General features: G+C 61.8%; 13 protein-coding genes. 6 read left to right on the top strand and 7 right to left on the bottom strand.

All coding sequences use genetic code 11. The features are described from left to right. Positions 1–60 precede the first annotated feature (60 nt). The 3 genes from argG to AWB72_RS08740 form a co-directional block, all read right to left on the bottom strand. Entirely contained in the window at positions 61–1,395 is a 1,335-nt protein-coding gene (gene argG, locus AWB72_RS08750; RefSeq protein WP_040050721.1) for an argininosuccinate synthase, read from the bottom strand. Positions 1,396–1,573: 178 nt separating this feature from the next. Continuing rightward, positions 1,574–1,894 carry a DUF1330 domain-containing protein gene (locus AWB72_RS08745; RefSeq protein WP_040050720.1) on the bottom strand — a complete coding sequence of 107 codons (321 nt, stop codon included), beginning with the start codon at positions 1,892–1,894 and terminating at the stop codon, positions 1,574–1,576. An 82-nt stretch (positions 1,895–1,976) separates the two neighbouring features. Further along, positions 1,977–2,993: a 1-aminocyclopropane-1-carboxylate deaminase gene (locus tag AWB72_RS08740; RefSeq protein ID WP_040050858.1), complete on the bottom strand. Its 1,017-nt coding sequence runs from the start codon at positions 2,991–2,993 to the stop codon at positions 1,977–1,979. A gap of 177 nt (positions 2,994–3,170) precedes the next feature. Between AWB72_RS08740 and AWB72_RS08735 the strand changes: the two genes are divergently transcribed. Continuing rightward, positions 3,171–3,659 carry an Lrp/AsnC family transcriptional regulator gene (locus tag AWB72_RS08735; protein WP_040050719.1) on the top strand — a complete coding sequence of 163 codons (489 nt, stop codon included), beginning with the start codon at positions 3,171–3,173 and terminating at the stop codon, positions 3,657–3,659. Between the two features lie 195 nt (positions 3,660–3,854). Here AWB72_RS08735 and AWB72_RS08730 read toward each other — a convergent pair whose 3' ends face one another. After that, positions 3,855–4,760: a LysR family transcriptional regulator gene (locus AWB72_RS08730; protein WP_040050857.1), complete on the bottom strand. Its 906-nt coding sequence runs from the start codon at positions 4,758–4,760 to the stop codon at positions 3,855–3,857. 139 nt (positions 4,761–4,899) lie between these two features. Here AWB72_RS08730 and AWB72_RS08725 point away from each other — a divergent pair, with 139 nt between their 5' ends. The 4 genes from AWB72_RS08725 to AWB72_RS08710 all read left to right on the top strand — a co-directional run bounded on the left by AWB72_RS08725 (position 4,900) and on the right by AWB72_RS08710 (position 9,984). Continuing rightward, positions 4,900–6,342: a M20 family metallopeptidase gene (locus AWB72_RS08725; protein ID WP_040050718.1), complete on the top strand. Its 1,443-nt coding sequence runs from the start codon at positions 4,900–4,902 to the stop codon at positions 6,340–6,342. Continuing rightward, complete coding sequence (locus AWB72_RS08720; RefSeq protein ID WP_040050717.1) at positions 6,339–7,631, top strand: MFS transporter; 1,293 nt, start codon at positions 6,339–6,341, stop codon at positions 7,629–7,631. Before AWB72_RS08725 ends, AWB72_RS08720 begins: the two co-directional genes overlap by 4 nt. Positions 7,632–7,659: 28 nt before the next feature. Further along, positions 7,660–8,709, top strand: coding sequence for a serine hydrolase domain-containing protein (locus AWB72_RS08715; protein WP_040050716.1), 1,050 nt, complete (start codon positions 7,660–7,662; stop codon positions 8,707–8,709). 810 nt (positions 8,710–9,519) lie between these two features. Next, on the top strand, positions 9,520–9,984 hold the full coding sequence (locus AWB72_RS08710) for a hypothetical protein (protein ID WP_040050715.1): 465 nt from the start codon (positions 9,520–9,522) through the stop codon (positions 9,982–9,984). A 1,854-nt stretch (positions 9,985–11,838) separates the two neighbouring features. On the opposite strand, the gene AWB72_RS08705 is transcribed toward AWB72_RS08710, so the two are convergent. After that, positions 11,839–12,813, bottom strand: a complete 975-nt coding sequence (locus tag AWB72_RS08705; protein ID WP_040050714.1) for a ParB/RepB/Spo0J family partition protein — start codon at positions 12,811–12,813, stop codon at positions 11,839–11,841. Continuing rightward, complete coding sequence (locus AWB72_RS08700; protein ID WP_040050713.1) at positions 12,810–14,021, bottom strand: ParA family protein; 1,212 nt, start codon at positions 14,019–14,021, stop codon at positions 12,810–12,812. Before AWB72_RS08700 ends, AWB72_RS08705 begins: the two co-directional genes overlap by 4 nt. 622 nt (positions 14,022–14,643) lie before the next feature. Here AWB72_RS08700 and AWB72_RS08695 point away from each other — a divergent pair. Beyond that, on the top strand, positions 14,644–16,044 hold the full coding sequence (locus AWB72_RS08695; protein ID WP_040050712.1) for a replication initiation protein: 1,401 nt from the start codon (positions 14,644–14,646) through the stop codon (positions 16,042–16,044). A 58-nt stretch (positions 16,045–16,102) separates the two neighbouring features. Here AWB72_RS08695 and AWB72_RS08690 read toward each other — a convergent pair whose 3' ends face one another. After that, positions 16,103–17,413 (bottom strand): YbfB/YjiJ family MFS transporter, encoded by a 1,311-nt coding sequence (locus AWB72_RS08690; protein WP_374728873.1) that lies wholly within the window; start codon positions 17,411–17,413, stop codon positions 16,103–16,105. Positions 17,414–17,465 lie beyond the last annotated feature (52 nt).

The following is a 17,465-nucleotide window of genomic DNA, read 5'->3' as shown; positions in this document are numbered from 1 at the left end:
CGCGGATGGGCGCGGCCCCGCAGAACGCGGCGCGCCCGTCCGGCAAGCGGGATGCGAGCGTTACTCGCTGTCGCCCTTGATTTGCGGCAGCGCCGACGCCTCGCCCGGCGTCAGCAGACCGACTTGCGCGTAGATGCGCAGCTTGTCGCGCGTGTCGGTGATGTCGAGATTGCGCATCGTCAACTGGCCGATACGATCGCGCGGCGAGAACGTCGACGCCACCTTCTCCATCGACAGGCGCTCCGGCTGATACGTCAGATTCGGCGACTTCGTGCTGAGAATGGAGTAGTCGTTGCCGCGACGCAGCTCGAGCGTGACTTCGCCCGTGATCGCGCGCGCGACCCAGCGTTGCGCGGTTTCGCGCAGCATGATGGCCTGCGAGTCGAACCAGCGGCCCTGATACAGCAGACGGCCGAGGCGTCGCCCGTTTTCGCGATACTGCTCGATGGTGTCTTCGTTATGAATGCCCGTGACGAGCCGTTCATACGCGATGTGCAGCAGCGCGAGTCCCGGCGCCTCATAGATGCCGCGGCTCTTCGCCTCGATGATGCGGTTCTCGATCTGATCGCTCATGCCGAGACCATGACGCCCGCCGATGCGGTTCGCTTCGAGCAGCAGTTCGACCGTGTCCGTGAACGTCTTGCCGTTCAGCGCAACCGGGCGGCCTTCTTCGAAGCGGATGGTCACTTCTTCGCGATCGACCTTCACGTCGTCGCGCCAGAACGCGACGCCCATGATCGGATTCACGATGCGGATGCCCGATTCCAGGCTTTCCAGATCCTTCGCTTCGTGCGTCGCGCCGAGCAGGTTCGAATCGGTCGAATACGCTTTTTCGGCGGACATCTTGTATTCGAAGCCCGACTGGCGCATGAACTCCGACATTTCCGCGCGGCCGCCGAGTTCGTCGATGAACTGCTGGTCGAGCCACGGCTTGTAGATCTTGAGGTCCGGATTCACGAGCAGACCGTAGCGGTAGAAGCGCTCGATGTCGTTGCCCTTGTACGTGCTGCCGTCGCCCCAGATGTTGACGCCGTCTTCCTTCATCGCGGCGACGAGCATGGTGCCCGTGACGGCGCGACCGAGCGGCGTGGTGTTGAAGTACGTGACGCCGGCCGTCGAAATATGGAACGCGCCGCATTGCAGCGCGGCGATGCCTTCCGCGACGAGCTGCGCACGGCAGTCGATCAGGCGCGCGCCTTCTGCACCGTATTGCTTCGCGCGGCGGGGAATGGAGTCGTAGTCGTCTTCGTCGGGCTGGCCGAGGTTGGCCGTGTAGGCGTAAGGCACCGCGCCCTTCAGGCGCATCCAGTGCAGCGCGGCGCTGGTGTCGAGGCCACCTGAGAATGCGATACCGACTTTTTGCCCAGTCGGAAGGCTTTCAAGAATTGTGCTCATTAGCGAAACCGTTAAGTCGACGTACGGGTTGGGTGCAACTTTCGAGTATCAACCATGCCCGGTCATAAGACAAGTTGAGCGATTGCGCGCGCACACGCGCGTTTTCGCATGCGCGAGGCCGAAAGCTGCTGAAAACTGCGGGAAACCGCAAGTTTAGCCCGTCGCCGCCGAAGGCTCGCTAACGGAGGATGTCGGTGGCTTTGTGGGCGGCATCGACGCCATCGATAAAGAACACCGCGCCGCTCGCATGGCGCGTGCGCAGCGGCAGAATGCGCCGATACGCGTCCGACGCGTACCAGTCGCGGGCGCGCGAAAGATCCGGGAAGGCGGTCACGATCAGATCGCCCTTCCACTCGCCCTCGCGCACGTCGCAGCGTCCGCCGTGGATGATGAAGCGGCCGTCGAAAGGCGCGAGCGTATCGTCGATACGCTCCAGATACTCGACGATATCCGCGCACATCTCGACTTCGTGAAGATGGCCAATCGCGTATGCGGTCATTTCAAAGCTCCCTTTGTGTATGTCGCGTACGGGAATCTTCGGCCTGGCCGCGCGTTGCGTCGATTACGCGGGAGGTAAAGCGTCAGCCGTTGCGAAAGAGGAAGCTATAGGCGTTCAGCGCGGGCACGCCGCCGAGATGCGCGTACAAGACCTTCGATCCCTCGGGGAACTCGCCGTTGCGCACCATCTGGATCATGCCGTCCATGGATTTACCTTCGTAGACGGGATCGGTGAGCACGCCTTCGAGCCGCGCGCAAAGGCGGATGGCTTCGAGCGTGCCATCGTTCGGCAGGCCGTATTCGGGGCCGCCGAAGCGCGTGTCGAGAATCACGTCGTCGCGCGTGATGTCCTGTCCCAGGTCGACGAGCGCCGCCGTGTGCTTCGCGATGCGCGTGATCTGCTCGTGCGTCTGCTGCGGCTTGGCCGACGCATCGATGCCGATGACGCGTCGCGCGCGGCCATCGGCGGCGAATCCGACGACCATGCCCGCCTGCGTGCTGCCCGTCACCGAGCACACGACGATGTAATCGAACTTGAAGCCGAGTTCCGTTTCCTGCTGGCGCACTTCCTCCGCGAAACCGACGAAGCCTAAGCCGCCCAGCGGATGCTCCGAGCATCCGGCGGGAATCGGGAACGGCTTGCCGCCCGCTTCGCGCACGCTGTCCATCGCGTCCTGCCAGCTTTTGCGGATGCCGATATCGAAGCCATCGGCGACGAGCCGCACGTCCGCGCCCATCATCCGCGAAAGCTGAATATTGCCGACGCGGTCGTACACGGCATCCGAGTAATTGACCCAGTTTTCCTGCACGAGCACGCATTTCATGCCGAGATGGGCCGCTACCGCCGCGACTTGCCGCGTCTGATTCGACTGAATGCCGCCGATGGAGACGAGCGTATCGCAGCCCTGTTCGAGCGCTTCGGGAATCAGATATTCGAGCTTGCGCGTCTTGTTGCCCCCGAACGCGAGGCCGCTGTTGCAGTCCTCGCGCTTGGCATACAGATCGACCTTGCCGCCGAGATGCGCGCTCAAACGCTTGAGCGGCTGGATGGGCGTCGGCCCGAAGGTGAGCTGATAGCGGGGAAAACGTTGCAGATTCATGATCGACATCCTCGTGATTGAGTCATGGCAGCCGCGCGTATGTGCGCGACGCCTCGTGGTCAATCGTAGGGAAAGTCGCGATCCGCCGGGTTGCGAAAAAAATGCGATCGGCCTAACGTTGTGAGTGCATTTTCGCTACTCCCGTCGATTCGTTTCGTTTTGAGCCATGTTCACGCAATGAAAAAAGCCTCGCTTTCGCAAGAGCCGCATCAGACGGACCGCGTCGACCGCGCGATTCTCCGCCAGCTTCAACGCGATGCATCCATCTCCAACGTCGCGCTCGCGGCCAAGGTCAATCTGAGTCCGCCCGCGTGCCTGCGGCGCGTCGAGCGGCTGCGCGAAGCGGGTCTCATACGCGCGACCGTCGCGCTGCTCAATCCGAAAGCACTCGATGCGGGCATGCTCGTGCTGATCGGCGTGGTGCTCGACCGGTCGACGCCCGAGTCGTTCACCGCGTTCGAGAAGGCGGCGCAGAAAGTGCCGGGCTGCATGGAATGTCACGTCGTCACCGGCGAATTCGATTTCTTCATGCTGATCCGCACGCGCGATAGCGACAGCTTCAATCGGCTGCATGCGGAGAAGCTGCTTTATTTGCCTGGTGTGCGGCAGATACGCACGTTTGTCGTGTTGCGGGAGATTTTGTCAACGACGGCGTTTCCGGTTTGAGGAATGGGGATTGCATGGTGGCGTCGACGCTCGGCACGAGAACGCGCACATTCCGCCGTATCGGCCAAAATCATCGACTGTCCTGCGGCACATCGTGAATGCGTAGCTATTGATTCGTGGTCCGAAGCAAATAGCAAGAACCGGAGATCGTCACCTTGACCGCGGACGCGAAGGCATCGGTATCCGCGCGCGCCTTCAATCGATGACTTCCGGCTCCTCGATCGCCCGCTTCAGCAGTTCGACGAACGCGATGACCGCCTGCGGCAAGGTGCGCCCGGCCATCGTCTGAATTTGCAGCGTGCGTTGATGCAACTCGGGATTGGTGATGGGCACGGCCGCGAGTCCATCCGATTCGAGGCGGCTGCGCACGGTGAGATAGCCCGTGAGCGTGACGGCGTCGGTGAGGCGGACGAAGCTCTGCATCGCCGTGTGATAGTTGCTGACGAACGCCGGCTCGAAGACGAGGCCTTCGAGGCTGCACGCAATATCGAATAGCTGGCGGAGCGTGCCGCCCTGGTTGTGCATCGCGAGCGGCCACGCGTGAAGATCCGTCAGCGACACCGCTTCGCGCGACGCGAGCGGATGCCCGCGCCGCATCAGCGCATAGACGGGTGCGCGCTGCGCGTACTGCACCTGAACGTTCTCTTCTGGCGCCATGCTGAAACACACGGCGATGTCGTGCGTGCCGTCGCGCACGCGCTGGGTCGCGATGGACGGCGCGGAGACATCGAGCTGAAAATGCGCGCGCGGATGCGTCTTCAGGAAATGCGCGAACGCCTGCGGCAAGAAATCCGGCGCGACGCCCTCGGATGCCGCGATGCGAATGGTCGCGCGGCCGCCCGCGCTCAAGCCCTGAATTTCGTCGATGATGCGCTCTTCCTCCAGCTGGCTGCGCCGCGCGTGATTCGCGAGCAAGCGCCCCGCTTCGGTCAGCACCATGCCGCGCGGACGGCGCTCGAAAAGCGGCGTACCCATTTGCTCTTCGATCTTCGCGATCTGCCGGCTCAGCGCCGACACCGCCACGAAGAGCCGCTCCGACGCCTTGCTGAGCGAACCGCTGCGGGCCACTTCGAGGAAATACCGTAACGCCGTCTGATCCATGAGGTCTTTTCGCCGATGCGCGCTTTGCCGAAACGGCAAAGGTTCCTGAAAAATATTGTAATTGTCCAGAAATATCGTCCACGTCAGCATGATTCGTCGGCGGCACTAGCTGCCCTGTTCGAATCAGACGGAGAACGATGTGACCCGCGACACCGCCATTCAACTCGCCACGCGCCATTACGATTCCGGCGCGTTCCTCGATGACCTGCAGCGGCGCGTTGCGTATCGCACCGAAAGCCAGGAGGCCGACAGCGGCGAACGCCTCGCCGCCTATCTGAACGAGGAGCTCACGCCGACGCTCAACGCCTGGGGCTTCAACTGCCGCATCGTCGCGAATCCGGTCGCGGGCGTGGGGCCGTTTCTAGTCGCGCATCGCCATGAAGGCGACGACCTGCCGACCGTGCTCAGCTACGGTCACGGCGACGTGGTGCGCGGCTACGACGCGCAATGGTCCGAAGGCCTTTCGCCGTGGCGCGTGACGGTCGACGGCGACCGCTGGTATGGACGCGGCACCGCCGACAACAAGGGCCAGCACAGCATCAATCTCGCCGCACTGAAAGCCGTGCTCGACGCGCGCGACGGCAAGCTCGGCTTCAACCTGAAGCTCTTGATCGAAACCGGCGAGGAAGTCGGATCGCCGGGCCTCTTCGCCGTCTGCGAGCAATTACGCGACGAACTCGCCGCCGACGTCCTGATCGCATCCGACGGCCCGCGCCTCGCCGCCGATCGCCCGACGATGTTCCTGGGCTCGCGCGGCGTCATTAATTTCAGGCTCGACGTCAAGTTGCGCGACGGCGCGCATCACTCGGGCAACTGGGGCGGCTTGCTGCGCAATCCGGGGATCGTGCTCGCGAACGCGATTGCAACGATGGTCGATGCGAACGGCAAGATCCTGGTCGAAGGACTGCGCCCGCCCGCGATTCCGGATGCGGTCGTGCGCGCGCTCGCGGACATCACCGTGGGCGGCAATCCGGGCGAGCCGGACGTCGATGCCGATTATGGCGAACCCGGCCTCACGCCGACGCAGCGCGTGTTCGGCTGGAATAACGTCGAAGTGCTGGCGTTTCGCACCGGCAATCCGGAGAAGCCCGTCAACGCGATCCCGCCGAGCGCGTACGCGCACATGCAGATGCGGTTCGTCGTCGGCACCAACTGGAAGAATCTGCAGCAGATCGTGCGTCGTCATCTCGATGCACACGGCTTCCCAATGGTCGATGTCGAAGTCGAGCGCGGCATGCCGGCCACGCGCGTCGATCCGGACAATCCGTGGGTGCAGTGGGCGCTGCGATCGCTCGAGCAGACGACCGGCGCGCGGCCCGTGCTGCTGCCGAATCTCGGCGGCACGCTGCCGAACGACGTGTTCGCAGATGTCCTCGGCATGCCGACGCTCTGGGTGCCGCATTCCTATCCCGGCTGCTCGCAGCACGCGCCGGACGAGCATCTGCTCGGCTCGGTGGCGAGCGAAGGCTTGCGCATCATGGCGGGCCTGTTCTGGGATCTCGGCGCGCGTGAAGGCGACGCCGGCGACGGCAACCCCGCGCGCCATCTTCCGCGCAAGACGACCGGAGGCCGTTCGCGATGAGCACTGAATCCGTCACCCTTTCCGCGCGGCCGCAGGAGCAGGCCACGCAGAAGAAGATCGCCCGGCTGATCGTCGCGACGTCGGTCGGCAACGCGCTCGAGTTCTACGATCTCGTCGTGTACGGCTACTTCGCGGGCACGTTGTCGAAGCTGTTTTTTCCGACGCACGATCACACCGTCTCGCTGCTGCTCACGCTCGGCACGTTCGCGCTCTCCTATCTTGCGCGGCCGGTTGGCGCACTCGTGCTCGGCTCGTATAGCGATCGTCATGGGCGCAAGGCGTCGCTCACGCTGTCCATCGCGATGATGACGGTCGGCACCGCGATGGTCGCGTTGATGCCTTCGTACGCGACCATCGGACTCGCCGCGCCCGTGCTCATCTTCGTGTCGCGGCTCATGCAGGGGTTTTCGGCGGGCGGCGAGTTCGGCAGCTCGACGGCGTTTCTCGTCGAACATGCGCCGGAACGCCGAGGCTTCATGTCGAGCTGGCAGTTCTCGAGCCAGGGCGCGAGCACGCTGCTTGCGTCGCTGTTCGGCGCGGTGCTGACCAGCACGCTGACGCCCGCGCAACTCGAAGGCTGGGGATGGCGTATTCCATTTTTGTTCGGTGTCCTGATCGGTCCGATCGGTTTGTATATTCGCCGACGCATGGACGAGACGCCCGAGTTCGAGCAAGCGGAGAAGGTCGCGTCGCCCGTGCGCGAACTGCTCGCAACGCAGAAGGAGCGGCTGCTGGTGTCGATCGGATCGCTCGTCCTCACGACGACCGCGAACTACATGCTGCTCTATATGCCGACGTACGCGGCGCGTCAGTTGGGGCTTGCGCCGTCGTCCGGCTTCATCGCGACGCTGACGGCGGGCTTCATCATGATGGTGCTCGTGCCGGTGGTCGGCCATCTGTCGGACAAGTACGGGCGCACGCGCATCATGCTCGTGACCGGGGTAATTTTCTTCCTCACGGTCTATCCGGCGTTCATGTTCATGAACGCGCATCCGTCGCTGCCGACGCTGCTCGCCGCGGTCATCTGGGTCGCGCTGCTCAAGGCGACGTATTTCGCGCCGATTCCCGCGCTCATGTCCGAACTCTTTCCGACCGCCACGCGCACGACGGGCATGGCGTTCGGCTACAACATCGGCACGACGGTGTTCGGCGGCTTCACGCCGCTGGCGGTGGCATCGCTCATCGCCGTGACGCACAACAATCTCGCGCCGGGGCTGTATCTGATGATCGCCGCGGTCGTGAGCCTGTTCACGCTCGTTTGGGCGCGCAAGCGGCTCGACGTGCGTTGAATTTCGAATCCAGTCAGGAAGCCCTCTCATGAATGAAGCATTGCAACGCGCGATTCAGTTTTCAATCGAGCATGAATCGACGTGGGATCGTCAAGTTCACGGGAACTGGGGCGTGCATGTCAACGATCCGCCGCCGTGGAACCGGCTGCTCGGGCCGGTGCACGATCGCGGGCCGGTGTCCGGTGCGATCGCGCTCGATGGTCGCGTGCTGGCGACGTGGGGCGAACCGGATCGCGCGGATCTGACCTTCAGCATCGCGAAGACGTATCTCGCGTTGCTGGCGGGCGTGGCGCACGATCGCGGCCTGTTGCCCGATCCTGACGAGCCCGTGCGCGAGCGTGTGCCGGGCATCGGCTTCGACGATCCGCATAACGCGCCGATCACGTGGGCGCACTTGCTGCAGCAGACGAGCGAATGGCAGGGCGAGTGCTTCGGGCTTTCGGATCAGGCGGATCACTATCGCGCGGTGACGTTCGGCGATCCACCCAACGGCAAGAAGGGTGATCTGCGGCCGCTGCAAACGCCCGGCACGTATTGGGAATACAACGATGTGCGGATCAATCAGCTATCGCTTGCGTTGCTGCATCTGTTTCGCAAGCCGCTGCCGGAGGTTTTTCGCGAGGCGATCGCGCGTCCTTGCGGGCTGAGCGACGACTGGAACTGGGCGGGGTATGACCACGCGTGGGTCGTGATCGACGGGAAGCGCATGCAGTCCGTGCCGGGCGGCACGCACTGGGGCGGCGGCATGTCGATCAGCGCCAACGATCAGTTGAAGATCGCGCAGATGCTGGTCGATGAGGGAGTCGTCGGGGGACGGCGGGTGTTGTCGAGGGAGTGGATCGGGCGCATGCGGACGCCCTGCTCGCTTGCTTCCTTCTATGGCTATCTCGTGTGGCTCAATACGGGGCGGAAGATGTTTCCTGATGTGCCGGCATCCAGCTATTTTGGCGTCGGGGCGGGCAGTTCGTTTATGTGGATCGAGCCTTCGTCGCGATTGACTGTGGTCGTACGGTGGTTGAATTCGGAGCATGCGGGGCGGTTCTTTGGGTTGGTGGGGGAGGCGGTGGGGGTTTCATAAGGCTTTGCACTTTGTTTTGATGCCTTCTGCTTTTCATGTGGCAAGGAACGGGAGTGTTCGCAGCGGTGCTGCGGATGCTCCTTTGGCGCCTGTTGGTGTGCTTGTCCGCAAGCGCGGGAGGTCGCGGTCTTCGACGCTAGTTGCCGGTGACGGCGGTTGTGCGGATGTTGAAATCGACCGCATCGTCGCCATGCTTCCCGTGAGTCACCTTAGTTCGGCCTGGATTACTTCTCCCCTGGCCATGTTTCGATACGGAAACGAGGGGCACGCGCTTCGCAGATCGATGCAATGGTGTGTTTTCGTTGTCGACGCTGGTAGCGTCACTGCGGCGACAGTTTCTCTCGTTGCGTGGCTCAATCGTGCAATCGCATTCGTGGACGACTTCCGCGCGCAGGAATCTCTGTTAGTTGCATAATCAGTTTTGGTAGAACAATGAGTCGCGTCGATCGGCACCAGTAGATAACGCGACGTCATTCCATTCTCTTTCAGCGCGATGTCGGTGACCAGTCCAAACCTTCACAGTTTGCCAACGCGTTTCTATTGAGGGCGGCAACGCCCTGCGGCGCTCCGCTGCGGTTCGCTGGCGGCAAGTTGCGAGCACCGAATGGTAAGCGACGCTCCGGTGAAGCGCGGTGCTGTCGCGATGAATCGGGGACGAAGGTTTCGAATATGGTTATTGCGGCGCGCGCTTCGCACACATCGGGAGCTGCGCCGCGCGTTCCTCGTGCAGTTTGCGCGAGATGGCAGTCGACCCTTCAGGTTTTCGCCGCCGCGATCGTTAACCATGAAAGGTCAACCAACGATCGACATATGTCAAACGCCCTTCCTTTCGCACGTTCGCCTCAAGCGACGCAGAAGCGCCTGAGCAAAGCACAACTTCTTCCCATCCCACGTGCCGTGGCCGATAACCTGGCTCTTCAGGCGCATTTGTCACTCGAAGCGCTGCGCGCCGGCTCGCCCGACATCGGACCCGCGCAGCACATCACCGAAGTCATGCTTCTCGCGAGATTCCTCGCCGAGGCCGGGCATGGGTGCTTTCCCGACGAAGCGTTGCGCGACGCAGACGCAACGATGGCCAACACCTTCGCTCGTGGCGATCGTTCTAGAGTCTGGACCGTCGACGCGAACGACCTGGAGCAGTTGGCTGCAATCGTATCGCTTTACGATCATCAACTACGACGGGCAAGCCTCGCGGCGCTGACTATTGCCAGTGCAAGGCTGGACCAGTTGAAGGCAGGCGAGCCGTATCGCGACTTGCAGAAGCGGCGGGCCTGACGCTTGGCGCATCGGTTACGCCGGGGGTACTCGGAAGCCGTCCGAGGATCTATGTCGACGCAAAAGGCAACGTACGGCTTTCGTATCAATCGATACGAATCGTGTTTGTTTGCCGGCCCGGTGTCGGCGAGAGCCAATTCCACTAGCGTGTGCGACCGAAAACCTTGCCGATCTGGTCGTCATACGTGAAACAACGCGAGAAATCAGACACAGGTCATTGATTCTCTGAAGTTTTTTTCTTTTCTATTATAGCCATGGATGTTCCACGGGCACCGCCCCTGCTGTTTCGGGAGAGTTGAGTCTGTCATGCAGACGGGCTGTTGTCACCGGCCAAAGCTTCCATGCGTACTTCGCTGAAGCGACCGTCTTTGACCTTGCTAGACGCTAAGAAATTCGGCAGATCGCGAACAGCTCATTGCGGCTGCAGTCTTCGCCAGGTTGCACAACTCGGGCATAGTTGGGTCCGTCGGTGAAACAGCAACCTCACGCATCGAGATTAACGGTACCTGTGCGCCGCAGTGCGGCCGAAACTCCGCGCCGTTGATTCAGGTGCAGACTGTCTCGAATTCAACGTCGAAGAGATGGATGGAAATCGTTCGCCATGTTCCGTAATCACACGGTTACAGGCACATCGGCGGCGCTTGTCTCACCGGCGACTTAGGCTGGCCTGTTGGTGATCGGCCCACGATCCTAGTGTGCCGGCCCTCCGAGCTACGGCACCCCGGTGGATTCAGGCCTGTGGGTATTTAGGCGCGGAGCCTCGTAAGAACCCGTTCAAGGATCGTCGGAGTATTACGGCGCACGCGTCGCGCGTCTCGAATAACAACGACATGCTTTCCGATGCAGTGCTCTTTCAAGCGCATCCGGTTCGGGGTGGGTACGTTACACGCAGGTGGGTAATGTTCATCGCTTGATCCAGGTGCCGTGCATGGCTCCTGGTCGTCCCCGAACGCGCGAACAGCGGGTGTCCGAATTCGGACACTGGCTCCCCGCAACTTTGCCTACCCAAGCACAGACGGCGCAGGGCACTTGCCTCATATAGCCGACCAACACCTGCGGACAAATAGTTGAGGATTGACCGGCACTGCTCTTCCGATCGCATAGGTCCATGCGGTGCAGGACTACACGTAACGGCAGTCGCCGCATCACCACCGCAGGGCGTGCTAACTGCGGGCGCTTCCAGTCTCGGACCGCGCGTTCCAATCGGGCAGGGATCGTTAAGGGCTCGTGATCTCCGCGGCCTGCGATCATCATGGCGGCAACGAGGATGCATCGCGCCCCACCAACTTAGGTCCGCGCGGTCTTACGAGCGCGTTTCGATGCCAGTGCAAGACCCCGCCGTTGCTCGCTAGGTGTCCGAATTCGGACGCTGTCACGTCGCCGGAAAGATATTCCGACAAACGACGACTGCTGATGCCCGCTTTTCGCGCTGTCATTTCGGCATTCGGGCAAAGTGGTCGGCGTGCTTGCCACCCCGGAGGTCACGACGACCAGTGCCGGACTACCGGGGCGGGACCCTCCGCACCAGGTGCATATCGCTGCTCCCGCGCATCTGTCTGAACTCAGCAACGTCAACAACGTAGTTAGAGGTTGGCAGCGCTGTCGAAGCGTTGCGCCCGTTGACGGTCGGTGTCCGAATTCGAACACTAGGCACCATTCCGAGGGGTCCAACGATCACCGGGAAACTTATCGAGAACAATTCCAGCCCTTATGGCACTGCCGGCGGAACAGGCGCACGATCGCGTCAACAGCTTTGTACCGTCCGAATTCGGACACTCCTGCGGCCGCACCTCTGAACTGTTGGCCCATCAAACTACAGGCATAAAAAAACCCGCTCGCGCGGGTTAATGACGATTATTCCGAGCGTATCGAGAACATCTTCCCAATATGCTCTCTGAGTTGGTTCTCCTGTTCCTCGGTCACGACCCCAGCCTTGAACTTGAACGTCAGTCCTTTCACATCCTTCGTGATACTGCCGGCCTGCACCTTCCCGGCGAAAATCTTCAGAATGCTGCGACCGCCAGCATCAGTTGCAGACTCACCTCTGCTCACCTGCGCGTTCAAGCTCGCGGCGAGCTTCGTCTGAACCAGGTCACCGGACAACACCTGCGGCCACAATTCATGAAGCGCCTTGAGGCCTGCTTCACCCGCCTTCTTGAGCGCGTTCACAACGTCCTGAGCCGAAGAGGCGCCAAGTACCGACGGCGTCAAGTCGAGGTCCCGCTTGACAAAATCGGGCAGCGAATCGAAGGCCAGAAACCGGTACAAGTCGCTACGAGAGATCCCCATTGCTTCAGCCAGCCGCGTCCGGTTGGGAAACTCCGCCTCGGCCCGTCGAATCGCAATCGCGATTTCATAGTCGGACAGGTCGTCGCGGGTGACGTTTTCCATCAGCGCCAGTGCAGCCATATCCTGATCCGTGCAATCGATCACGACCGCTCGGATCGATTCCTTGTTGATAAGCTTATGGGCCCGGAACCGTCGCTCGCCGGCAACAAGTTGGAACGTCTCGCCGATGCGCCGTACGGTCACCGCCTGAAGCAGACCGACCTCATCGATCGACCGCGCCAGTTCAGACAGCTTCGCCTCGTTGAATTGCCGACGCGGCTGCCACGGGTTAGGTGCGATAGCATCGAGCGGAATCTCCGTCTCGACACCCTTGGACTCCAGCTCCTGAATGCGCAACTGCGCCGCTGCCAGCGCGCTCGTGATGCCGGGCATCGTCTGGGGTCCGCGACTCGAGCGATCCTTCTTATCGCCTTTGAAATCCGCCGGCTTGGGAAGGTTGGCCGTCTTGGCCATGAGTTGTTCGCGAATGTTGTTACTCATGCCGCTTCCCTCCAGGATTTGACGAACATGTCGTCGAGCCACTTGGCGTATTGCATCATCGGTTGTCGGACACGCTGAAGCGACTTCGCTGTCGAATGCGTGCTCACGACGTCAAGCGCGGTCGAGAAGGACAACGCACCGCCGCTCATCACCGAGCTGGCCGGGATTTCGAAGGGGTCGAGCCATCGACCGTATGCGCTCTGAGCCCACTGGCGAACGACCGGTGCCGACGACGTCTTGCCGTAGTCCACCTTCGACAGCAGGATCGAAATGAAGTCGTAGACCTTGTCCTCTTCGTACGGCAGGAAATCTTCGGCGACGTCGGAGAATAACCGCCAAAACGCCAGCGAACTGATGAAGTCGAGATTCTCGGGAATCATCGGCATGACGAGCGCGTCCGCAGCGAGAAGCGCATTCAAGTTCATATACGACAGCGACGGCGACGTATCGATCAAGATGTAATCATATTGAGCACGCAGCGGTTCGAGGCCTTGGCGAAGAACGGCCCAGAATCGGTATCCTTGAATCGTCTTCTGCCGCGCCGGAAGCAGGAACTCCGCACCGTAAAGGAAGGTGTGACCGGGAATGATGTCGAGGCCGTCCCAGTACGTCGACTGAACGCTTGCGCCCAACCCGCCTTCGACGTTCTGGTCGTAGATATAGGGGAGCACGGTGTCGTCCCCGGAGATTTCCTTCTCGGCGTAGAGTCCGCACAACTCCGAAGCGGAAGCCTGCGGGTCGAGGTCGATGAGCAGCACCTTTCGACCCAGCAGCGTCAGCGCTTGTGCGAGACAAACGGTCGTTGTAGTCTTGGCCGACCCGCCTTTCAGTTGCGCCGTCGTCAGCACCTTTCCCTTGAAGTCGCCCTGACCGTCTTCGAGGCGGGTCTGATAGATGTCCGAGGCCATCTTCACCCAGACGCGCACTTCGGGCAGCGTGAACGTGCGGCTGCGCCCGTTACCGTTCAGTGTGCCCGCCGGCAATCCGCCTTCGCCTTTCGTCACCAGATATTGAATCTGCTGGCGCGTCAGGTTGCACATCTCCGCGAGTTCGCTGATGGTGTAGATCGGAGCGGTCTTGCGCGGACGGGGCGCGAGAATCTGTTCTCTTAAGTTATCGGAAAACGGCTCGAGGTTGTCCGCGAATTCCGCGACCTCGCGAAGAGAGACCTTGCGGTCTTCCATAGGTAGGCTGCCTACGTTGGCCATTCTGCGCTTTCTCCATGTATTGACGCTGAAGCGCAGAATACACGAATACGCGTAAACAGGGTTGCATAGCGCTGAAATATCTCAGTTTTCAAGCGGTTGTAGCGTTTTTTGGCAGCGACGTTTGACCTAGCGGTCCACGTCTTCGTAAGTTTCATCGGCATCGAGAAAGCAGCACTAGGCAGCGAACGAAATCGAGCACAAAAACCACCCCCGGGCGGTTTTTGTGCTCGCCGTTTCGGACCCAGAATTCCGCTTTTAAATCAGGCTGTTACCTTTGTCGTCAGTGCGCGAATTATGTTGCCGCGGTGTCTTGGTTCGTTCTGTTTTTTGTAAACTTCGACACACCCACCAACTAACAGCGACGCGATTTCTGTTTGAAATCAACGAGAAGCCCTGTGGATAGAGGCGGTTTTTGGGCGGACTGGGGCGGTTTTTGTGCTGGCCCCGCCGGAAGTTGGGCGGGACCAGACGGTTGTTGTGACGGAAGGGGCGGAATTTGGGCCGCGGGCCGTCGGCTGGGACGGTTTTTGTGCTGCCGAAGTCTCACTCAGCCCGGGGCGGTTTTTGTGTTGACACACTTTTCTTGGCTGTTAGAGTGCCGGGGACCGTTGCGAATAGAAGAATGGAAAACCAGGATCTCACCGTCACCCCTCAGCAGCTTGCGCTCGACATTTACGAAGACATGTCCGGGCAAGGCACGGCTATCTCCGAGGCGACGCGTGACATCGGCTTCCTCAGAAACAACATCTTCACGCGCGTAGGCGGACTCGGCATCGCCGCGCGTCGCGTACTCGACGCCGCTTACTTCATCGTGGCGACGAAGGCGCCGGACGAGCTGATCGACGACAAGGTCTATACGTTCACGGCCGACGTGAACTACTTCAAGTGGCTCATGCGCTACGACAGCCGCAACCACAGCCACCTGATCGCGCAGATGCGGGCCGCGGCGCGGGCACGCGTCGAAATTATGACCGCGCCGTCGATCGAAGAACTCACCGAGAAAGACTCCTGGGGAACGATCAGCCTGCTTGGCGACTGCTATATCGAGCGCAATGTTGTCTGCGTTCTGCTATCGGGCCGCGTCATCAAGTATTTGATCAGCCCGTACAAGGCGCATTGGCTGAGTTTGCGCGCGTCGACTGCTTTCTCTCTTTCGCTTGCGCGAGCCATTTACGATCGCCTGATTCCGTGCGAGGGCCACGGCGTCACCGAGTGGTTTCCGTTCGACGAAGTGCTCGAATGGCCGGGAAAGGTCGGTGAATCGCGGAAAGAGGTCAAGGAGTTCAAGAAGCGCTTTCTCGAGCCGGCCATCGACCAGCTAAACGAAGTGTCGGATTTCGATGTCAGTTGGGAGGCCAACGCCGATCGCGTCACGCGCGACAAGCTCAAGATCCGCTTTCGATTCACCAAGAAGCAGGGCGCGGACGCGGCGCGCGCGGGCATTCAGGATTCGATGTACCTGCTGCTGCACAACGAATTCGCGTTCGATACGCCCGACTTCGAGCGCCTCGCAAAGAATCGCGAGGTTTGGACGGACGAGCGTCTGGAGCAGGCGATCGAATACACGCGGTTCAAGCTGAACGAAGGCAAGGTCACCGTCAGTCCGCGCGGCTATCTCTTCAAGGCGCTCGAAGGCAATTACCGTATCGGCGAAGCGGACCGCAAGATGGCCGCGATCAAGGCGAGACAGCTCGAGGACGACAAGAAGAGCCGCCGCGAACGCGAGTCCGCACAGGCGCAGCTCGAAGCGACGATACAGGCGCAAAACGACTCCGCGCGAGCCAAGATGAGCGAGGAGATTCGTGCGGGCCGCGAGCTATTCGAAGCGGCGGATTCGCAACTGCGCAAGGACCTGTGCCACTCGTTCGTGAGTCAGCTGATCCCGCAGCGGCTGATCGAAAAGCAGGGACTGTCGCGCGAATCGTTGAGCGCAGAGAACATTCTCACGGTCAATCGTGTGGTCGCCGACGCCTTCTGTGCGCACGTTCTGGTCAAACTGAAGAAGACTCGATCCGGAGCATGAGGCGCGTGGAGCAGGGGGCTATGACTTCGTAATTGATTCGGATGCCGAACGAATCCATTCATTCCTTCACGTCGGTGTCTTTCAACGGCTTCTGGCACGCCGCCAGCGCCGCTCCGACTGCCAGTATGAGCGCGGAATAAACGAGGCCGCGCGTGAGCCCGGCGCTGTCGGACACGCGCCCGATGACCGTCGGCCCGACGATCTGCCCGAACGCAAAGACGATGGTGAACGCATTGATCCCGCTTCCCCACTGGCTCGCGGGGAAGTTGTGCCGCACGAACGCTGTCGTCGATGCAACGGCGGACAGGAATGTCGCGCCGAACAACACGCCCGACGCGAACGCTGCAAGCGGATGCGCGACGACGGCGGGGATGACCGTCGCCACGGCGAGCAACGCATTGAGGATGGCGAGCGCCTGACCGCCGCGCATGCGATCGAGCAGGCCCGACCACATCCGTGCGGAAACGATCGTCGCAACGCCGAGCAGCGTATAGAAGCCGATGACGACGGCATCGCTCATGCCCGCGTTTCGCAGCAGCGCGACGATGAACGTCATGTAGCCGATATAACCGATGCCGAAGCACGCGTATCCTGCGAGCGCGAGGGCGAAGCGTCGTCGTGGGACCGCGTGTCCGTGCGCGCCGTCCGGCGTGCGACTCGGCGATGCGATCGGATGCTCGCGCTCGATGCGCCGCGCCGCTGCCACGCCGATGATCGAACAAGCGGCACATGCCGCGGCGAGGGCGAACCAGGCGAAGCGCCAGCCGTGCGGGCCGGGCGCGACGGTGAGCGGCACGAGGATCGACGACATCACGATGCCCCATCCCGTGCCGCCGTAATACAGGCCGATGACGAGTCCTGCCTGGCGCGGCGAAAGCGACGCGAGCCGTGCCGCCAGCACGCCGCCGCTGACGAAGACGAGCGCGCTCGCGGCGCCGGTGGCGACGCGCAAGAGGAGCAGGGCGTCGGTATGGATGACGGCTCCGCTGCACGCCATCAGTACGGCCGTCGCGACGCAGCCGGCGACGAACAACGACTCCGATGCCCATCGACGGGACAAGCGTGCGAAGGCCAGCGCGCCGAGCAGGTAGCCGAGCGCGTTGGCCGTGTTCATCGCGCCGGCCTGGGCGAAGTTCCAGGCGAGGTCCTGCTTCATCGGCGGCAGCAGCAGCGCGTACGCGAAGCGTGCGAAGCCCAGCGCGATGGCGCTGCCAAGCGACAAGGCCACCGCGAGCGAGCGCGCGGGCAATGGATTCGGGTCGTGCGTGACGGACGACGTGTCGTTCGGCGTCGGCCCGGTACGTGGGTGAGAGATGCTGTCGGTGTTGCTTCGGGTGAGCGCTTCGCTTCGGTCGTCACGTTGGTTCACGCGTTATCGTCCTGGTTTGGGCGGACTCGTCGTGGTGGCGGCAATCGCGCTG

The sequence above is a fragment of the Caballeronia concitans genome (assembly GCF_001544615.1).
GTDB classification, from domain to species: Bacteria; Pseudomonadota; Gammaproteobacteria; order Burkholderiales; family Burkholderiaceae; genus Caballeronia; species Caballeronia concitans.
The sequence above is the reverse complement of the archived record's forward strand: the minus strand, read 5'-3'. Positions and strand labels throughout refer to the sequence as shown.

Coding starts and splice junctions, on each gene's coding strand:
- argG (WP_040050721.1), bottom strand. CDS start 1,395: ATGAGCACAATTCTTGAAAGCCTTCCGACTGGGCAAAAAGTCGGTATC.
- AWB72_RS08745 (WP_040050720.1), bottom strand. CDS start 1,894: ATGACCGCATACGCGATTGGCCATCTTCACGAAGTCGAGATGTGCGCG.
- AWB72_RS08740 (WP_040050858.1), bottom strand. CDS start 2,993: ATGAATCTGCAACGTTTTCCCCGCTATCAGCTCACCTTCGGGCCGACG.
- AWB72_RS08735 (WP_040050719.1), top strand. CDS start 3,171: ATGAAAAAAGCCTCGCTTTCGCAAGAGCCGCATCAGACGGACCGCGTC.
- AWB72_RS08730 (WP_040050857.1), bottom strand. CDS start 4,760: ATGGATCAGACGGCGTTACGGTATTTCCTCGAAGTGGCCCGCAGCGGT.
- AWB72_RS08720 (WP_040050717.1), top strand. CDS start 6,339: ATGAGCACTGAATCCGTCACCCTTTCCGCGCGGCCGCAGGAGCAGGCC.
- AWB72_RS08715 (WP_040050716.1), top strand. CDS start 7,660: ATGAATGAAGCATTGCAACGCGCGATTCAGTTTTCAATCGAGCATGAA.
- AWB72_RS08710 (WP_040050715.1), top strand. CDS start 9,520: ATGTCAAACGCCCTTCCTTTCGCACGTTCGCCTCAAGCGACGCAGAAG.
- AWB72_RS08705 (WP_040050714.1), bottom strand. CDS start 12,813: ATGAGTAACAACATTCGCGAACAACTCATGGCCAAGACGGCCAACCTT.
- AWB72_RS08700 (WP_040050713.1), bottom strand. CDS start 14,021: ATGGCCAACGTAGGCAGCCTACCTATGGAAGACCGCAAGGTCTCTCTT.
- AWB72_RS08695 (WP_040050712.1), top strand. CDS start 14,644: ATGGAAAACCAGGATCTCACCGTCACCCCTCAGCAGCTTGCGCTCGAC.